Origin of the sequence: Tractidigestivibacter montrealensis, from assembly GCF_024741235.1 — a bacterium.
GTDB lineage: Bacteria > Actinomycetota > Coriobacteriia > Coriobacteriales > Atopobiaceae > Tractidigestivibacter > Tractidigestivibacter montrealensis.
Window position 1 is genome coordinate 633,126 of record NZ_JANSKA010000001.1, and the last position, 16,099, is coordinate 649,224.

The 16,099-nt window shown below is 63.1% G+C and carries 12 protein-coding genes and 3 tRNA genes; 12 read left to right on the forward strand and 3 right to left on the reverse strand.

Annotated features, from left to right (window positions below):
- Positions 1-75 precede the first annotated feature (75 nt).
- From NVS32_RS02750 to NVS32_RS02765, 4 genes are all read left to right on the forward strand, one after another.
- On the forward strand, positions 76-828 hold the full coding sequence (locus NVS32_RS02750; RefSeq protein WP_258498548.1) for a GNAT family N-acetyltransferase: 753 nt from the start codon (positions 76-78) through the stop codon (positions 826-828).
- 28 nt (positions 829-856) lie between these two features.
- Positions 857-1,909 (forward strand): tRNA glutamyl-Q(34) synthetase GluQRS, encoded by a 1,053-nt coding sequence (gene gluQRS / locus NVS32_RS02755; protein ID WP_258498630.1) that lies wholly within the window; start codon positions 857-859, stop codon positions 1,907-1,909.
- Positions 1,910-1,950: 41 nt separating this feature from the next.
- Positions 1,951-2,041: transfer RNA gene (locus tag NVS32_RS02760), tRNA-Ser, on the forward strand.
- Between the two features lie 190 nt (positions 2,042-2,231).
- Positions 2,232-2,308: transfer RNA gene (locus tag NVS32_RS02765), tRNA-Arg, on the forward strand.
- 56 nt (positions 2,309-2,364) lie between these two features.
- On the opposite strand, the gene NVS32_RS02770 is transcribed toward NVS32_RS02765, so the two are convergent.
- Positions 2,365-2,766, reverse strand: a complete 402-nt coding sequence (locus NVS32_RS02770) for a hypothetical protein (RefSeq protein WP_258498549.1) — start codon at positions 2,764-2,766, stop codon at positions 2,365-2,367.
- 187 nt (positions 2,767-2,953) lie between these two features.
- On the opposite strand from NVS32_RS02770, the gene NVS32_RS02775 reads away from it, so the two are divergent.
- On the forward strand, positions 2,954-3,907 hold the full coding sequence (locus NVS32_RS02775; RefSeq protein WP_258498550.1) for a patatin-like phospholipase family protein: 954 nt from the start codon (positions 2,954-2,956) through the stop codon (positions 3,905-3,907).
- A gap of 97 nt (positions 3,908-4,004) precedes the next feature.
- Here NVS32_RS02775 and serS read toward each other — a convergent pair whose 3' ends face one another.
- The gene (serS, locus tag NVS32_RS02780) at positions 4,005-5,291 is read right to left on the reverse strand and encodes a serine--tRNA ligase (protein ID WP_258498551.1); all 1,287 of its coding nucleotides are present in this window, start codon (positions 5,289-5,291) and stop codon (positions 4,005-4,007) included.
- Positions 5,292-5,438: 147 nt separating this feature from the next.
- On the opposite strand from serS, the gene NVS32_RS02785 reads away from it, so the two are divergent.
- Positions 5,439-5,636: a DUF6724 family protein gene (locus tag NVS32_RS02785; RefSeq protein ID WP_258498552.1), complete on the forward strand. Its 198-nt coding sequence runs from the start codon at positions 5,439-5,441 to the stop codon at positions 5,634-5,636.
- Positions 5,637-5,827: 191 nt separating this feature from the next.
- Here the strand turns inward: NVS32_RS02785 and NVS32_RS02790 are convergent.
- Positions 5,828-5,914 (reverse strand) — tRNA-Leu (locus tag NVS32_RS02790).
- A 192-nt stretch (positions 5,915-6,106) separates the two neighbouring features.
- Between NVS32_RS02790 and NVS32_RS02795 the strand changes: the two genes are divergently transcribed.
- From NVS32_RS02795 to pknB, 6 genes are all read left to right on the forward strand, one after another.
- Positions 6,107-7,894, forward strand: coding sequence for a serine/threonine-protein kinase (locus NVS32_RS02795; RefSeq protein ID WP_258498553.1), 1,788 nt, complete (start codon positions 6,107-6,109; stop codon positions 7,892-7,894).
- Entirely contained in the window at positions 7,878-9,074 is a 1,197-nt protein-coding gene (locus tag NVS32_RS02800) for an FHA domain-containing protein (RefSeq protein WP_258498554.1), read from the forward strand. The genes NVS32_RS02795 and NVS32_RS02800 overlap by 17 nt, the downstream gene beginning before the upstream one ends.
- Before the next feature lie 3 nt (positions 9,075-9,077).
- Entirely contained in the window at positions 9,078-9,491 is a 414-nt protein-coding gene (locus NVS32_RS02805; RefSeq protein ID WP_258498555.1) for an FHA domain-containing protein, read from the forward strand.
- Entirely contained in the window at positions 9,491-11,023 is a 1,533-nt protein-coding gene (locus NVS32_RS02810) for a Stp1/IreP family PP2C-type Ser/Thr phosphatase (RefSeq protein WP_258498556.1), read from the forward strand. Before NVS32_RS02805 ends, NVS32_RS02810 begins: the two co-directional genes overlap by 1 nt.
- 41 nt (positions 11,024-11,064) lie before the next feature.
- Positions 11,065-13,896, forward strand: a complete 2,832-nt coding sequence (locus NVS32_RS02815; protein WP_258498631.1) for an FtsW/RodA/SpoVE family cell cycle protein — start codon at positions 11,065-11,067, stop codon at positions 13,894-13,896.
- A 115-nt stretch (positions 13,897-14,011) separates the two neighbouring features.
- The gene (pknB, locus tag NVS32_RS02820) at positions 14,012-16,033 is read left to right on the forward strand and encodes a Stk1 family PASTA domain-containing Ser/Thr kinase (protein WP_258498557.1); all 2,022 of its coding nucleotides are present in this window, start codon (positions 14,012-14,014) and stop codon (positions 16,031-16,033) included.
- Positions 16,034-16,099: the final 66 nt, after the last annotated feature.

Genomic DNA, 16,099 nt, shown 5'->3' on the forward strand with positions numbered 1-16,099 from the left:
AATGCATTGCCAACGGCACTGTGAGAAGATGTGACACTATATGAAGCTAATCCCAAGACTCAGAGAGGTGCATACATGGCGTGGCGTGAGGAACGCACATGTGACGGGAAGGCCAGGCTTACCCAAGAGCTGACACTTGAGCAGCCAACGGAACGAGCGTTGTCCGCAGCTGCAAAGCTCGTAGGAAAGACCTGGTACCCCGACGAGCCAGCCAAATGGGATGGCCTCTGCGAGAAGATAGAGCTTGCCCATCACCTCGAGCATGCAACCTATGTGCGCGCGGCAATGCTCGGCGACCGCTTTGCCGGCATCGTCGCCGCCGGACCCGCGCAATCGGAGGCTGGAACGGCCCGCGCAGACGCAGGTGCCCTCTGGTATCGCAACCACATGCGCGCCTACGCACCCTGGGTGTTGGGGACCCCAGACGAGCCGCGAATTGGCCTCGCGCTTGCCCCCATTACCGCCGAGATAGCCCTCACGCAGGAGCTTGTGGAGCGCGGGGACGCCCGCTCTGCCTGGGAGATCACGCTTTTGGCCGTTGACCCAGCATTCCATGGCCACGGCATTGGACGTACGCTCTTTTCGGGCGCCCTTGACTACCTGCGTGCTCAGAGCGCGCCGGGCTTCTTCCTCGCCACGGATGACGGCTGCGATTTTGGCTTCTACGACCATCTGGAGCTCGAGCGAATAGCCTCAAGGGAGGCGGCCGCGTGTCCTGGCGTACCCCAGGGAGAAGAGGCCGTGGAGCTTGATGGCCCCAACGACGAGAAGCCCTTCCGGGTGTATCTCTACGGCGCATGGCTGGACGGCAAGCACGATGTGCGCTAGCGCGAACCTCCACTACGCAAGCACGACGATGGCCTCGCTCGACGCTAACACGCGCACGGCCAAGCGTCAGGTGGTAGGGCGCTTTGCGCCAACGCCTTCTGGCCGGATGCATCTGGGCAATGTCTTCTCGGCCCTTATGGCGTGGCTCGGTGCAAGAAGCGCAGGAGGGCGCATGGTCCTGCGGATAGAAGACCTCGACCCCAGGGCACAGGACCGCGAGGTTTCCCGCCTGCTGATGGATGACCTTCACTGGCTTGGATTGGACTGGGACGAGGGTCCCTACTTCCAAAGCGAGCGCGGAGAACTGTACTCGGAGGCAATCAAGCGCCTGGGCGAGCAGGGGCTCACCTACCCATGCTTCTGCACGCGTTCCGAGCTGCATGCCGCAACCGCGCCGCATGCCTCGGACGGCACCTATGTGTACCAGGGAACATGCAGAAACCTCTCGCCCGAGGAGGTTGCCAGAAAGGCCAGGCTGCGACCGCCCGCTACCAGGCTGCGCGTGCCAAGCGATGAGGACCCCGCGGGCATCATCTCCTTTGACGATGAGGTCTATGGCCACTGCTCCGAGGTGCTCGCGCGCGAGTGCGGAGACTTTCTGGTGCGCAGGAGCGACGGCGTGATTGCCTACCAGCTTGCAGTTGTTGTTGACGATGCACTTATGGGGGTAACGCAAGTAGTGCGTGGCCACGACCTTCTTGGGTCCGCAGCTCGTCAAATCTACCTGCAACGATTGCTCGGCTTTGAAGAACCCAACTACGCACACGTTCCCCTTCTCATCGATCCGGACGGAAGGCGCCTCTCCAAGCGCGACCACGATCTTGACCTTGGCGTTATTCGCGACGGTGGTTTCTCTTCCCGGCGGGTTGTTGGGTTTCTCGCCTCGCTTGTGGGGCTTGCGGAGAAGGGCGAGGAAGTCTCGGCAGACGAGCTTGTGCCACGCTTCTCTTGGAATACGCTTCGCAATCACCGCGATGACATTGTGATGAAGCATGGAGGCTTTCCTCCCTCCAAGGACGTGCCGCGCATAAGAGATGGGGAACGGCTGAGGAACTTCCCAACTCGGAAAACTGGGTTGTGACAAGCCGGCTTTGTGGGGTATCATGCTTGGGCACAACGTTCGGAGAGCTGACCGAGAGGCCGAAGGTGCTCGCCTGCTAAGCGAGTATTCCCTCCAAGGGAATCTGGGGTTCGAATCCCCAGCTCTCCGCCAGAGAATTGACGTACGAGCTTGGCCCACAAGCAAGGGCCGTTAGTTTGGACGTGAGCATAGGGGACCGGAGGCGGCAGCGCCTTCGGTCTCTTTTTTGCCGGCCACGGATGTGGCGGCTTTGCGACAAGTATGTGTGCAGAGAAAAGTTCTTGACTGGCGCCCGCAATCGTGCCATATTATCTAACCGCACGCGCCGTTACCTCAGCTGGATAGAGGACCTGACTACGAATCAGGGCGTCATAGGTTCGAATCCTATACGGCGCACCATGAACGCGCAGGCCAGACGATTTTTTCTCGTCTGGCCTTTTTCTTATCCGATAAGCCTAAATCTCCTCTACTGCGGGCCGATACGTCACGCCCGTGGCGGGTCCTAGCGCCTGATACGAGTACGGCACGCCCTTGGCATCGCAAAGATCCATAAGGTCGACGAGGGCATGCCTGCCACCCTGGAAGAACGAGCCAAGATGGGTTCTTATCTCCCCTTCTGCTTTGGCGCCATTTCCCAGAAGCTGGTCAAGTCCGTCCATGGCCTCTGGCGAGAAGACAACACGTACCTTATGCGAGGACTCCCCATACGCTACGCTTGCGGAGGGGCCGCTAACCTCCTCGCTTACCATGAGGGACCCGTCCTCGGCGTAGCCGGACGTGACCACGGAGACATCCCCAAGCCGCTCCTCGCGGGCGACAACCTGCATCCCGTTCTTCTGCTTGTCCTTCGCTGTCATTTTTTGCCCCTCCCCTTTGGATTGTGTGTTTCACTCAGTCTACCTTATTGGCGCCAAGAATGCGAACATATGTTCTTATCTGTCATTCACCGGCAATTCTCTTCGGCGAGCGGCATGCACCCAAGGCTACAGAGGGCGTTTTCTCCGGGTACCTTAGAACGTGGTTGTCTTGGGGACGGAGGAATGCATGAGCAAGGTCGACGGAGTGGGCGTTGCGTTCTGCGGTGGCGGCTTCCGCTCGTATGCTGAAGTCGCAGTTGTCGAGGTTCTGGCTCGGGAGGGCATCAACATTGGCGCAGTTGCGGGCACATCGATGGGCTCGCTTGTCGCCGCCCTCGTCGGGGCGGGCCTCTCGCCCGAGCGCGTCGCTGAGCTGCTGGTAGAGCTGGATCGCCGGGTTGTGGAGACGGGCACCCTCAAGAACCTGCGCCTGCGCGTGATCAACATGGTGACCTCGAACGGCATCGTCGAATCAGAAAAGATGCAGGAGCTTGCCCGCGGCGTCCTTGGCGAGGCGGGCATCCACACCTTTGCAGACTTCATCATGCCGGTCGCCATGCCTGCCGTGGACATTGTCTCGGGAGAGCTCACAGTGTTCACAAACGACCCAGAGCTCTTCAAGAGCACGGGTGCCGGCTGGACCTGTGTCTCGGGTGACGACCTTGACGTGGCAAGCTGCGCCTGTGCCTCGGCCTCATACCCCCTGGTCATCGCGCCAACCACCTACAGAGGCAACGTCTACATGGACGGCGGCTGCCGCATGAACCTCCCCACGCCACTGTTCGACAGAAACTCTGTGGACGCGGTGGTGGGCGTGGGGATGATTCGCCAGCTCGAGCCTCTCAACGATCTCAAGCCGCTTGCCATCGCGCAGAGGACCATGTCGTGCGGCGCAAACCAGCTCGACCGCCTGCACGCGCAGGCCGCCGACATCTACGTCAACCTGCCCGTCTCGGGCGCAGACGCCTTCCAGGCGGGAACCGGCCAGCAGGTCATCGAGGAGGCGCGTGAGATGCTCCGCGCCAATCCGGTTGACTGGAGCCCCGCGCGTCCCAGCGCCTTCTCGGCCATGCGACGCGCCGCCGTCGACGCAATCGCCAACATGGTCCGCGGGTGGCAGAGCTCGCAGCAGAACTCTTAGCGCGCTCAACTCATCCGCGCACAAAAGAGGGGGTGCCGCCACCAGACGACACCCCCTAATGAGACAAAGGGACTGTCCCTTTGTCTCATGCTTTGTCTCATGCGAGGGGCTTGATGACTTCCATGTCACGCATGTAGGGACGCAGGACCTCGGGCACCGTGATGGAGCCGTCGGCGTTCTGGTAGTTCTCCATGATGGCAGCCATGGTGCGGCCAACCGCAAGGCCGGAGCCGTTGAGCGTGTGGACCAGGCGCGTGCCCTTGAACTCCGCAGGGTCCTTGTAGCGGATGTCCGCGCGGCGTGCCTGGAAGTCCCAGCAGTTGGAGCAGGAGGAGATTTCCTTGTAATTGTTGTAGCTGGGCAGCCAGACCTCGAGGTCGTAGCACTTGGTGGCCGAGAAGCCAATGTCACCGGTGCAGAGCGTGACCACGTGATAGGGCAGGCCAAGGAGCTGCAGACACCTCTCGGCCTCGGCGACCATGCTCTCGAGCTGGTTCATCGAGTCCTCGGGCTTGGCGAACTTGACCATCTCGACCTTGTCGAACTCGTGAACGCGGATGATGCCACGCGTGTCGCGGCCGGCAGAGCCAGCCTCCTCGCGGAAGCAGGGCGTGAAGGCGGTGTACCAGAGCGGCAGCTTGTCACCGTCGAGAATCTCGTCCCTGTGAATGTTGGTGAGCATGACCTCAGCCGTGGGGATAAGGTACATGCCGCCGCTCACGTGGTAGAGGTCCTCGTCGAACTTGGGCAGCTGACCCGTGCCAAAGAGGGAGTCGTAGTTGGTGATGACAGGCGGCCACCATTCGGTGAAGCCGGCCTTCACGTGCGTATCGATAAAGAAGTTGATGAGCGCGCGCTCCATGAGGGCGCCCGCGCCACCAAGCAGGTAGAAGCGCGTGCCGGCAAGCTTGATGCCGCGCTCGAAGTCGATCATGCCAGTGGAGGGGCCAAGGTCCCAGTGCGCCTTGGGCTCGAAGTCGAACTGCGTGGGCTCGCCCCAGCGACGGACCTCGGGATTGTCGGAGTCGTCGACGCCATACGGCACGGACTCGTGCGGGATGTTGGGGATGGCAGCAACCAGGTCAAACAGGTCCTTCTCGACCTTGGTGCGCTTGTCGTTAAGCTCGGCGATGCGGTCCTTGCTGGCCGCGACCTTGGCCTTCGCAGCCTCAGCCTCCTCCTTCTTGCCCTCGCGCATGAGCTGGCCCACCTGCTTGGAGATGGAGTTGCGGTCTGCCTGAAGCTGCTCAACCTCGGCGATGACCGAGCGACGCTCCTCGTCAAGCTCGAAGAAGCGCTCGCGATCCCAATGCGCGTTCTGGCGAGAGGCGCAGGACTTGTCTACGAGGTCTGGATTCTCTCGCACGAACTTAATGTCGAGCATGTGTGAACTCCCTTGCGTATGTGCGACGATATGCCGCAGCGATGTCCGGCGCGCCAAAGCCGCTACTGTGGCTCGGCGGCGCTCCAAGTATATACTTGTGCGGTATCCGTTGGCCCCTTGCGGGCCCAAAGCCCGGGAGGCTTACGTATGGACTTCTTCACCTGGCTCTTCAGCGATAGGACCGGCGTGGTGTGCCTCGTGATTGGCGGCATGCTGGTATGCCTGCTCATCTCGTTTGTCCTTGAGCGCCGCACGCGCAAGGAGTACTACAACCACGAGAAGTCCGACGACGACTGGGACCTCTTTGACGACGATGAGGATGAGGACGAGGACGCTGACAAGTAGCCTCATGGGGCAATGGGGCCGAGAAGAACGGCGGCGCCGGAGCAGCGGGCGACGGTGTCGCTTTTTCTGCGAGGTATGTACCGCCCGCTTGGGCGATATTTCGTCGCCGGAAGGCGCGTTTCTGATTCGCGCCGGACGATGATAAAAAGAACCCCTCCGATGGAAACCAGCAGAGGGGCTCTAGCATTTTATGGTGCGGGCGAAAGGACTTGAACCTTCATGAGATTGCTCTCATACGGACCTGAACCGTACGCGTCTGCCAATTCCGCCACGCCCGCGTGCTGGGATATATTACAGCATCCAGCCGAAAATGCCAACAGAAGTTTGACGAAAGTCTGGGTTAGCAGGACCTTCGGCTGCGTCCAATGGCCACATACAAGCGCCCCAAAGACTGCAGCCCAACTCGATTAGGTAGAATGGGCTCATCACGGCCAGAAAACCAAGCCACAAACGCACAACGAGGAGTCGCCGTGGGCAGCACCAACCCCACACAGAGCGCCGTACGACCGGTCAGGCCCGGCTCGCACGCCATCCCCGAGGAGACCCTCCTCGGGCGCTACCGCGTGCTCGCACGACGCGGCGCGGGTGGCTTTGGCACCGTGTGCACCTGCTGGGACACGCGCCTGCAGCGTCGCGTAGCGATCAAGCGCATACCCCTGCTAGCCACAGAGGATGCGGACGGCATCTCCGCATCCACGGCTGACGAGGCCCTTGCCGAGGCCCGCACGGCCTGCCTTCTCGCCCACCCCAACATTGTGACGGTCTACGACTTCGAGACCGACGGCACCTACGCGTACCTGGTCATGGAGTACGTCGACGGCCTCAACCTAGCCGAGCTGCTGGCCCGCGTGGAGGACGGCGTCCTCACGCACGATGAGTGCGCGCACGTGCTGCGCTCGGTGGCGGCCGCACTCACGTACGCACATGAGAACGGCGTGCTTCACCTGGACATCAAGCCCACAAACATCATGATTGACCGCCAAGGCACCGTGAAGCTGGCGGACTTTGGCATGGCAACGCTCGCTTCGGCAGCTGGCTACGGCGGCGCGCGCGGCGGCACCGTGGGCTATATGCCACCCGAGCAGATTCAGGGGCTTCTCGTCGACGAGCGCACGGATGTCTTCTCTCTTGCAGTCGTGACCTGGCAGGCGCTTACGGGGAGAAGTCCGTTTGCCTCTGCCACGCCCAAGGGCTCGCTCGATGCCATTATCCGCGGCCCCAAGCCGCCAATATCCAAACTTGATCCCGACCTCGCACCGGAAGCCGAAGCGGCCCTGCTCCACGCCCTGTCCCCCACCGCAGCGGAGCGGACTTCTTCCGTCAGGGGGTTTGCGCGCGGCATTTTTCCCGCGTTGGGCGACGGAGCCGAAGGCGCAAAGTCGCTGCGCGAGCTGGTTGACCAGTCCGAGAACGACGACCCCTCGGTTGCCGCCGAGCCCTCCGACCTGCCCGCGCACGTGCGGCTGCCCTGGCTTGCCCCAGCGCTTGAGCGGGCGGCGTCTGCCGTGTGCACCTTCTTTGCGATGTACGCCACGCTACCCGCGCTGCCTGGTACCACGGGAGCGTTTTCGCTGATAGGCGCCCTTGTCTCTGCAGCGGCGTGTGCCGCCTGGCCACCCATTGGCTCGGCACTTGCCGGCGTTGCCCTGGTAGTTGCCTTTGCGACGGCAAACGTCACATCGATGTCGTTCCCGCTTGCCCTGGCGGTTGCGGTGTGCCTTGCAACATGGTGGGTTACCTGCGGACGCACCGACCACGTATCCACAGCGGCGGTGCTTGCCCCGGCATGCCTCAACTCCCCTGCGGCGGGAGTAGCGTTGGCAGGCTATGGCATGGATCCGCTGCCCGCAGCCGCCACGGGTGCCGCGGGCGCGCTCCTCTCGCTTCTGGCGAGCACAGCGGCCTCCAGCGGATTCTCGGCACAGACCACCATCGCGACGCTGGCAATCCTGCTTGCAAGCCCCGCTACCTGGGTCATTGTTGCGGGATGTGGCATCTCGGCGCTCATCGCCTCTGCCGTGGCAATGCGGGGAAGCGTTGCCTCGGGCATTGTTGGCCAGGTGCTGGGCGCCACTTCCATCATCTTGTTTTGGCTTCTCGCCGGCAGAATGGAATCTAGCGGATATTGGTTTGGCCGTATATTGGACGGCTGTGGCCTTGCTGTATTCTTGAGTCTGTTTTTGTGTGTAGAAACCGTCCTGAGAGGTCCTTTAAGCGGGGACCAGGAAGGCGAGGATTCAGATGAGCTTTCTCAGTGATTTTGAGGGCCGAATTAGCTCGGTCTTCGAGTCTGCCCCACAGGGCTATGCAGAGCCGTTCTCGTTCAAGAAGCTCGCAAAGCATGCCGCCCGCAAGATGGAGAGCGAGACGTACCGCATAGATGGCGTGGATACCGCACCCGCTCTCTACACGGTGTTGGTGTCGGCCGAGGACGACTCTCTCATGCGCCCGCTCTACGAGCGCATTGACTACGAACTTGGCGAATTTATCTCCGAGTCCGCCAACAAGAAGGGCTACGCCCTGGTTGGCAGGCCGCTCGTACGCTTCATGGTGGATGAGACCCTCAAATCCGGCAAGTTCTACGTCGACGCCGAGAACGTCAACGAGCAGACCCTTTCCCGTCTTCGCGAGGAGGAGCGCGCATTTCTCGGCGGCAACTCCAGCGTGGGTGGCGCGGCGGCCATTGGCAAGCCCCGCCGTCCGTCCGCAGGCCATCTCAACCCCATCCCGCAGCCCGTGGCGCCCGCCCCTGCCCCCCAGGCAGCCCCCAGTGGAACCGACGCTGGGCTGGACGTTATGCCCATGGACTACGTCGAGCCCGCTGGTGGCGTGATTCCCGCAGTGGCCTCGCCCTCCTCTTCCACGCCTATGCCGGTGCCCTACGTGGACGCTAGCCCCTCGCAGGTTGTGGCACCCGTGGCCGTGCCGGTTTCGACTCCCGCCGCCGGCGTGCAGCCGGTGGTCCAGCCCGTCTCCCCGGCCCTCCAGCAGCAGGCTCAGGCAGTCGTGGATGCAATGCCCCATCCGGCCGGCTTCCCAACGCCCGCGCCTCAGCAGCAGGCCCCGCGTCAGGCGCCTAGGACGGTGCCCGACACGCGCCGACGCAACATCCCCGCGAATACCGCCGTGCCTCAGCAGGTCGTAACGCGCCCTGCCAGCTGCATGCTCATCGACCGCCAGAGCGGTCGCACCTACGCTGCCCAGGCACCCTCGTGCCTCATTGGACGCGAGCGCTCGCAGTGCGGCATCTACCTGCGCGATCCCAACGTCTCGCGCCGCCACGCCGAGCTCTCCTATGACGGGAGCAACTGGCACATCGTTGACCTCAACTCCACCAACGGCACGCTCGTCAACGATGTCGACGTGGACGAGTGCGTCCTTCGCGACGGTGACCTCATCACCGTTGGCCTCGTGAACCTCGAGTTCAGGGAGAGCTAGGCCATGATTGACCTGATTCTCTTCGCCGGGCGAATCATCCTGGTGGTCCTTCTCTACGTGTTCCTCTTTGCCGCCATGCGCGCCGGCGTGGGCCTGGTGCGCGGCCAGCGCAAGGACACCGCCATCTGGTGCGTGGACGTCGAGAAGGGCTCGCGCGCCATGCGAGGCCTGCACGTGGACGTGCTTGGCCCCGTGGTCGTGGGACGCTCGCCCTCATCTGACATCGTGATTGACGAGCCGTACGTCTCGGCCACGCATGCACGCTTCACCATCCAGGGGCCGGCCCTCGTCCTGGAGGACCTTGGCTCCACTAACGGGACCATGGTCAACGGCCACGTCATCGACCAGCCCGTAACCCTTCGCGACGGTGACGAGGTGCAGGTTGGCGACACCGTCATGCGAGTGAGCCGCCAATAATGGCCGCCGAGGACCCAGAGACCCCGCTCAGGGACGCACCGCTCGACGCAGCAGCTCCCGATGCCCACACCGCAACGGTGGTGGGAAAGCACGCTGCTGTGGAACACGGCGCACATGCCGCCGCCAAGCAGGCGTCCGCAAGCGTTTCGGCTGCGAGCAGCGCCCCCCGCGATGAGGGCACGCCCTCATCCGCAGACTCAACACAGCCCCAGGAACCCGTCAACGCCCCCGGCCGCGCGACCATCCCCGTGGAAGGCCGAGCCGGAGCCGACGCCACCAGCGGCAAGAACGCGTTCATCTCATGGGGCGCCCGCTCCGACGTGGGCCTGGTAAGAAGCCATAACGAGGACTCGTTCCTCATTCGCACGCCATGCTTTGCCGTATGTGACGGCATGGGTGGCCACGCCGCCGGCGAGGTAGCAAGCTCTATCGCCGTGGAGACCATTGGCGAGAAGGCCCCCGCAACCGCAGACGACACCCTCCTGGGCGCCGCAATTGAGGCCGCCAACCTGGCCGTTATCAAGGGGGCCGAGGAGGGCCGCGGCAAGCCCGGCATGGGCTGCACGGCCTCGGCGGCACTCATCGATGGCAACCGCATGGCTATTGCCCACGTAGGAGATTCTCGCATCTACCTCCTCCACGCAGGCACGCTGGTACGCGTTACGCGCGATCACTCCTACGTCGAGGAGCTTGTGGACGCCGGGCAGATAACCGCCGACGAGGCCCGCGTGCACCCCTCGCGCTCAATCATCACGCGCGCCCTGGGCTCCGACCCGGATATGTACGCTGACCACTTCTCGATCGAGGTGGCCAATGGCGACCGCGTGATCATCTGCTCCGACGGACTCTCCAGCATGGTCCCCGACAGCGAGATAGAGTCGGTGGCCGTCTCGAGCGCCACACCGCAGCAGGCCGCAGACAACCTGGTCTCGGCCGCGCTTACCGCGGGCGGCGCCGACAACGTGACTGTCATTGTGGTCGACATCCTGAATGACGGCGTTGCGGCGGCGGCACGCAAGCACTCGGTGGGCTTTGCCCTTCGCGTGGTGGTGGCCATGGTGGTAGTGGCCGTTGTTATTCTCGGCGGCATCTTCGCCTTTGCCAAAAACGAGTGGTACCTGGGGGTCGACGGCGACACCGTGGGCATCTACCAGGGTATTGACGGGGAACTTCTTGGTATTTCGCTCTCCAACCTGGTGCAGACCACAGCGGTGGAGGTAAGCGACCTGCCTACAAACGTGGCAACGCAGCTTGAGAATGGTGGAGTGCGCGTTGACTCAGAGGAGGCGGCCCTCTCCACCGTGGAGTCATACCGTTCGCAGATAGACGCCGAGAAGACCAAGGCAGCCGAGAAGGCCGCCGAGGTCACGGCCGAGGGCAACCCCGCAGGCGAGGCCGCGCCAGAAGGCGACGCCCAAATGGATGAGTCCGGCGCAGACTCTGGCACAGACTCTACAAGCGGAGACAACGCGACAAGCACCGACGCTACTGGAACTACTGGGGACACGACGCAGACAAACGGGGGTGAGTGACCGTGGCCAACGAGGGAATCCGCGGTGGCAACCGCAGGAACATGGAGCTTCTCTTCCTCTGCCTGGCAGCCGTGCCGGTAGTCCTGCTCTACGCCCTGTACGTCGTGAACGACAACGTGACGCTCTCCCTGGACACGCTCGCCGTGCCCGTGGGGCTCTTTGTGGCGTTTGCTGTGGCCCATGTGGCCATTCGGATCCTTGCCCCCGACGCAGACCCCGTGATCTTGCCCGTGGTCTTTTTGCTCTCGGGCCTAGGCATTGCCTTTGTCACGCGCCTCGCCCCAGACCTGGCCGATAACCAGGTCCTGTGGCTCTTCATCTCGGTTGCGGCCATGATTGCGACGCTCTTCTTTGTGCGCAACCTCGACAAGCTGGCAGACTATAAGTACACGCTGGGGCTTGTGGGCGTGATCTTGCTCATCCTGCCCATGATCATTGGTACCGAGAAGAACGGCAGCAAGCTCTGGCTCACGTTTGGCAGCTTCTCGTTCCAGCCGGGCGAGCTGGCAAAGATCCTCATCGTTCTGTTCCTGGCCTTCTACCTTGCCTCCAACCGAGAGGCGCTCTCCGTCACTGCGCACCGCGTGGGGCCGTTCCGCATTCCGCGCTTCCGCATGCTGCTCCCCCTCTTCATCATGTGGGGCATCAGCCTGCTCATCGTCATCTTCGAGCGCGACCTGGGCAGCGCGCTTCTCTTCTTCATGTACTTCGTGGTCATGCTCTACGTTGCCACCGGTCGGTGGAGCTACGTGTTCATTGCCATTGGCCTTCTCGTCATTGGCTTCTTCTTCTGCTACCACTTCTTCTCGCACGTGAAGATCCGCGTGGACATCTGGCTTGACCCCTGGAGCGATGCGCAGGATAGCGGCTATCAGATCGTGCAGTCGCTGTACTCCATCGCCGACGGCGACCTGGTGGGCACCGGCATTGGCAAGGGCATGCCCACCCTCATCCCCTTTGTCGAGAGCGACTTCCTCTTCTCGGCCATCGCCGAGGAAATGGGCCTTTTGGGCGCCAGTGCCGTCATCATCCTCTACATGCTCTTCTGCGTGCGCGGCTTTGCTACCGCGGCGCGCGCCAAGTCCGACTCTTCCGCCTTTGCCGCGGTGGGTCTAACCACGGTCATCGGCTTCCAGGCGTTCCTCATCATTGCCGGCGTCACCAAGCTTTTGCCCCTCACGGGCGTGACGCTTCCCTTCATGAGCCAGGGCGGCAGCTCGCTTCTCTCGAGCTTCATCATCGTGGGCCTGCTCCTGCGTGCGGGCGACGAGGGCACGGGCCGCGAGGCGCAGCTTGTGGCCAGCACGCCCGAGAGCGGCAACGGCCGCGTGTCGCTGCTGGGCGCCCAGGCGTCCGCCTTTGTCCACGGCTCGCACGCCCGCGCCCGCTTTGAGGTGCAGGGCGAGGAGTCCGGCGTCCTTGGCCGCGTGGCCTTGGGCAAGCGGCTCACCGCGCTCATCACCGCCTTTGCGGTGCTCTTTGCGGCGCTTATCGCCAACCTCACCTACCTGCAGGTGATCAACGCCAGTACCATCCAGCACATGCCGTCCAACAACCACACCATCGCCAAGAGCGCCTACGCGCAGCGCGGCGCCATCATTACCTCCGACGGCGTGACGCTGGCTGAGAGCCTGCGCCAGGAGGACGGCACCTACCTGCGTTCCTACCCGCAGGGTTCGCTTGCGGCGCACACGGTTGGCTACATCTCCACGCGCTACGGCACCTCGGGCATCGAGTCCACCATGAACGACACGCTCACGGGTAGCTCCAACTACTCGGATTGGAAGAATGCGCTCTACTCGCTGGCAGGAGTCCAGGAGCCCGGAAACACTGTGGCACTCACGATCAACTCCCAGATGCAGCGTGCGGCGGAGTCTGCCCTCGAGGGCTACACGGGTGCCGTGGTGGTGCTCGACCCGTCCACGGGAGCAGTTCTCGCCAAGGCTAGCGCGCCTACGTACTCCAACGACCAGCTGGATGAAATCATGAGCTCGGGTGGTTCGGGCTCGCAGCTGCTCGACCGCACCACGCAGGCGCTCTACTCGCCCGGCTCCACCTTCAAGGCGGTCACGCTCTCCGCGGCGCTCGACACCGGCACCACCTCGCTCGACACGGTCTACGACGCCGAGCCGGCGCTGACCATCGGCGGCGCCGAGGTGAGCAACTACGGCTACAACGACTATGGGACCCCCACCCTAAAGGAAGCCTTCGCCCTCTCGTCCAACACGGTCTTTGGCCAGGTGGGCGTGCAGGTTGGTGCCTCCAACCTGGTAAAGTACGCCGATGCCTTTGGCTACGGGACCAACGTTGGCCAAGACTTCAACACGCAGGCATCCCTCATGCCCGAGCCGTCCGAGATGACCGAGTGGGAGACCGCATGGGCGGCGTGTGGGCAGCCCGTAGGCCAGCACCCCAGCCCCGCCGGCCCGCAGGTGACCGTGATGCAGAACGCTATGGTCGCCCAGGCGGTCGCTAACGGCGGCGTGGTCATGAACCCCTACCTGGTCGATCACGTACTCTCGCCCGAGGGAGCGGTGATCTCTACAACACAGCCCAAGTCCCTTGGCCAGGCCATTTCGGCCGACACAGCCTCCAAGGTAAAGGAGGCCATGCTCGGAGTCGTAGACCACGGCACTGGCAGAAGGGCCAAGGTTCAGGGCGTCCAGGTTGCCGGCAAGACCGGCACCGCCCAGATCGAGGACGGAAAGATCAACTCGTTCTTCATCGGCTTCGCGCCGTACGACAACCCCACGCTCATCATCTCGGTCGTCATCGAAGGAGCAGATGGCACCGACGTCGAGGGGTATGCCGCCGGCGTGGCGGGGCAGGTCCTTGCGAGCTGCCTCAATATCCAGGCACTTGGCGCAAGCTGATGAGGGAGGCACGGCTGTCGCACGTGATGAGTTTCTTGTAACGAAAACGAACCGCCGAGCACTTCAAACGTAGACGCAAGACGCGGTGTTGCCGCTTGGGTGATAGGAGAGGCAGATGGCAGACAGGGTCCTTGGTGGAAGGTACCAGGTCCTCGACAAGGTGGGCACGGGAGGCATGGCCACGGTGTACCGTGGCATGGACCAGGTTCTGGGGAGGACCGTCGCCATCAAGACGATGCTGCCCCAGTACGCAACCGATCCCTCGTTCGCCGCGCGCTTCAAGCAGGAGGCGCAGGCTGCGGCAGCGCTCAACAGCCCGTACATTGTCTCGGTCTATGACTGGGGCAAGGACGGCGACACCTACTACATCATCATGGAGTACCTGCGCGGCACCGACCTCAAGAGCGGCATCCGCAAGCATGGCGCGCTTGACTGCAAGAAGGTCGCACAGATTGGCTCGCAGATCGCTCAGGCACTCTCCGTGGCCCACAACCACGACATCATCCACCGCGACATCAAACCGCAGAACATCATGGTGCAGCCCGACGGCAACATCAAGGTGATGGACTTCGGCATCGCGCGCGCAAAGAACAGCCACCTCACCACCGATAACTCCGTGCTTGGCACGGCGCACTATGTCTCGCCCGAGCAGACCCAGGGCAAGCCTCTTGGCCCCACCACCGACCTCTACTCCCTGGGCATTGTGATGTACGAGGCCGCCACCGGCCGCGTGCCGTTTGACGGCGACAACGCCGTGACCGTGGCCATGAAGCAGGTCACCGAGCAGCCCGTGCCACCCAGCCAGATCAACCCCAACGTGGATCCGCAGCTTGAGGCCATCATCCTCAAGTGCATGCAGAAGGACCCCAAGGACCGCTTCCAGACGGCCGACGAGCTCTACCACACGCTGCATGACTATCTTTCCGGTCGTATGCAGGCGGTCAACAACGCCACGGCTATGCTGCCCGCCACCCCTACCACCCCGCTGTCGCGTGGGAACGGCTCCACGCAGAGCCTGCCGCGTACGCAGAGTACCGGCAGGATGCGCCCTCAGTCCGCCACCGAGCAGGCGGCGCAGGAAGAGGAGGAGCGCCAGAAGAAGCAGAAGCGCAACCGCGTGCTTGCCATCGTTGGCGCCATCGCCGGCATCGTGGTTGTGGCACTCATCATTGCAAGCGTGCTGGGGTCTGGCTCCAAGGCCTACTCGGTGCCCAACCTCCTTGGCCTCACGCAGGACGACGCCCAGGCCCAGCTCGACTCCGACGGTCACGGCTTCCAGATAGGCAACGTGTCCGAGCAGTACTCCCCCTCCGTCGAGGAGGGCAAGATCATCGAGCAGACCCCCGGAGCCGGCAGAACGGCAACCGAGGGCTCGAGCATCGACATTGTGGTCTCGAAGGGCGAGGAGCCAGCGGCATCGGTCACGGTGCCAGACCTCACCAACTGCACGCCTTCAGAGGCGCAAGACCTGCTCAACAAGTACGGGCTCAAGGGGCAGGCCGGTGACTCCGTCTACAACGCCGACGTCGAAGTTGGCCACGTTGCCGAGCAGGAGCCTGCGGCCGAGACCTCCGCCAAGGCCGGCGACACCATCACCTATCACCTCTCGCAGGGCGCTGAGCAGGTCTCCGTTCCCAACGTGGTGGGCGAGTCCCAGTCCAGCGCAACGAGCACGCTCCAGAGCGCGGGCTTTGAGGTGAGCGTCACGCAGTCCTCCTCGCCCAGCGTCGAGAAGGGCAACGTCATTAGCACCAACCCCTCCGCCGGTACGAGCGCCGACAAGGGCAGCACCGTGACCATTACGGTCTCCACCGGCCCGTCCTCCGTCTCGGTGCCCAACGTTTTGGGATATGACGAGTCCTCCGCCGAAAGCGCGCTCAAGAATGCCGGCTTCGGCGTGACGGTAACTACCGAGGCAAGCAGCACGGTTGCAAAGGGCAAGGTAATCTCCCAGTCCGCCACCTCCGCAACGTCTGGTTCGACAATCACAATTGTGGTTTCAAGCGGGTCCGGCAGCTCCAACTCCGGCACCAACAACGGTTCGAACAGCAATGGCAACTCGTCGACCAACAACGGCGGAACTAACTCGGGCAACGGCGAGGGTACCAACACCGGCTCGACGACCAGCGGGACGTAGGGAAGGCTGCTGGTGAGATAAGCCCCGGTCGCAGCAATGCGGCCGGGGCTTTGTTGTTGGTGGGGG

What these genes read in the sequence shown, in the direction of transcription:
- NVS32_RS02750 (WP_258498548.1), top strand. Translation starts at nt 76, where the DNA reads ATGGCGTGGCGTGAGGAACGCACATGTGACGGGAAGGCCAGGCTTACC.
- NVS32_RS02770 (WP_258498549.1), bottom strand. Translation starts at nt 2,766, where the DNA reads ATGACAGCGAAGGACAAGCAGAAGAACGGGATGCAGGTTGTCGCCCGC.
- NVS32_RS02815 (WP_258498631.1), top strand. Translation starts at nt 11,065, where the DNA reads ATGGAGCTTCTCTTCCTCTGCCTGGCAGCCGTGCCGGTAGTCCTGCTC.
- NVS32_RS02810 (WP_258498556.1), top strand. Translation starts at nt 9,491, where the DNA reads ATGGCCGCCGAGGACCCAGAGACCCCGCTCAGGGACGCACCGCTCGAC.
- NVS32_RS02800 (WP_258498554.1), top strand. Translation starts at nt 7,878, where the DNA reads ATGAGCTTTCTCAGTGATTTTGAGGGCCGAATTAGCTCGGTCTTCGAG.
- NVS32_RS02775 (WP_258498550.1), top strand. Translation starts at nt 2,954, where the DNA reads ATGAGCAAGGTCGACGGAGTGGGCGTTGCGTTCTGCGGTGGCGGCTTC.
- NVS32_RS02785 (WP_258498552.1), top strand. Translation starts at nt 5,439, where the DNA reads ATGGACTTCTTCACCTGGCTCTTCAGCGATAGGACCGGCGTGGTGTGC.
- serS (WP_258498551.1), bottom strand. Translation starts at nt 5,291, where the DNA reads ATGCTCGACATTAAGTTCGTGCGAGAGAATCCAGACCTCGTAGACAAG.
- NVS32_RS02805 (WP_258498555.1), top strand. Translation starts at nt 9,078, where the DNA reads ATGATTGACCTGATTCTCTTCGCCGGGCGAATCATCCTGGTGGTCCTT.
- pknB (WP_258498557.1), top strand. Translation starts at nt 14,012, where the DNA reads ATGGCAGACAGGGTCCTTGGTGGAAGGTACCAGGTCCTCGACAAGGTG.
- gluQRS (WP_258498630.1), top strand. Translation starts at nt 857, where the DNA reads ATGGCCTCGCTCGACGCTAACACGCGCACGGCCAAGCGTCAGGTGGTA.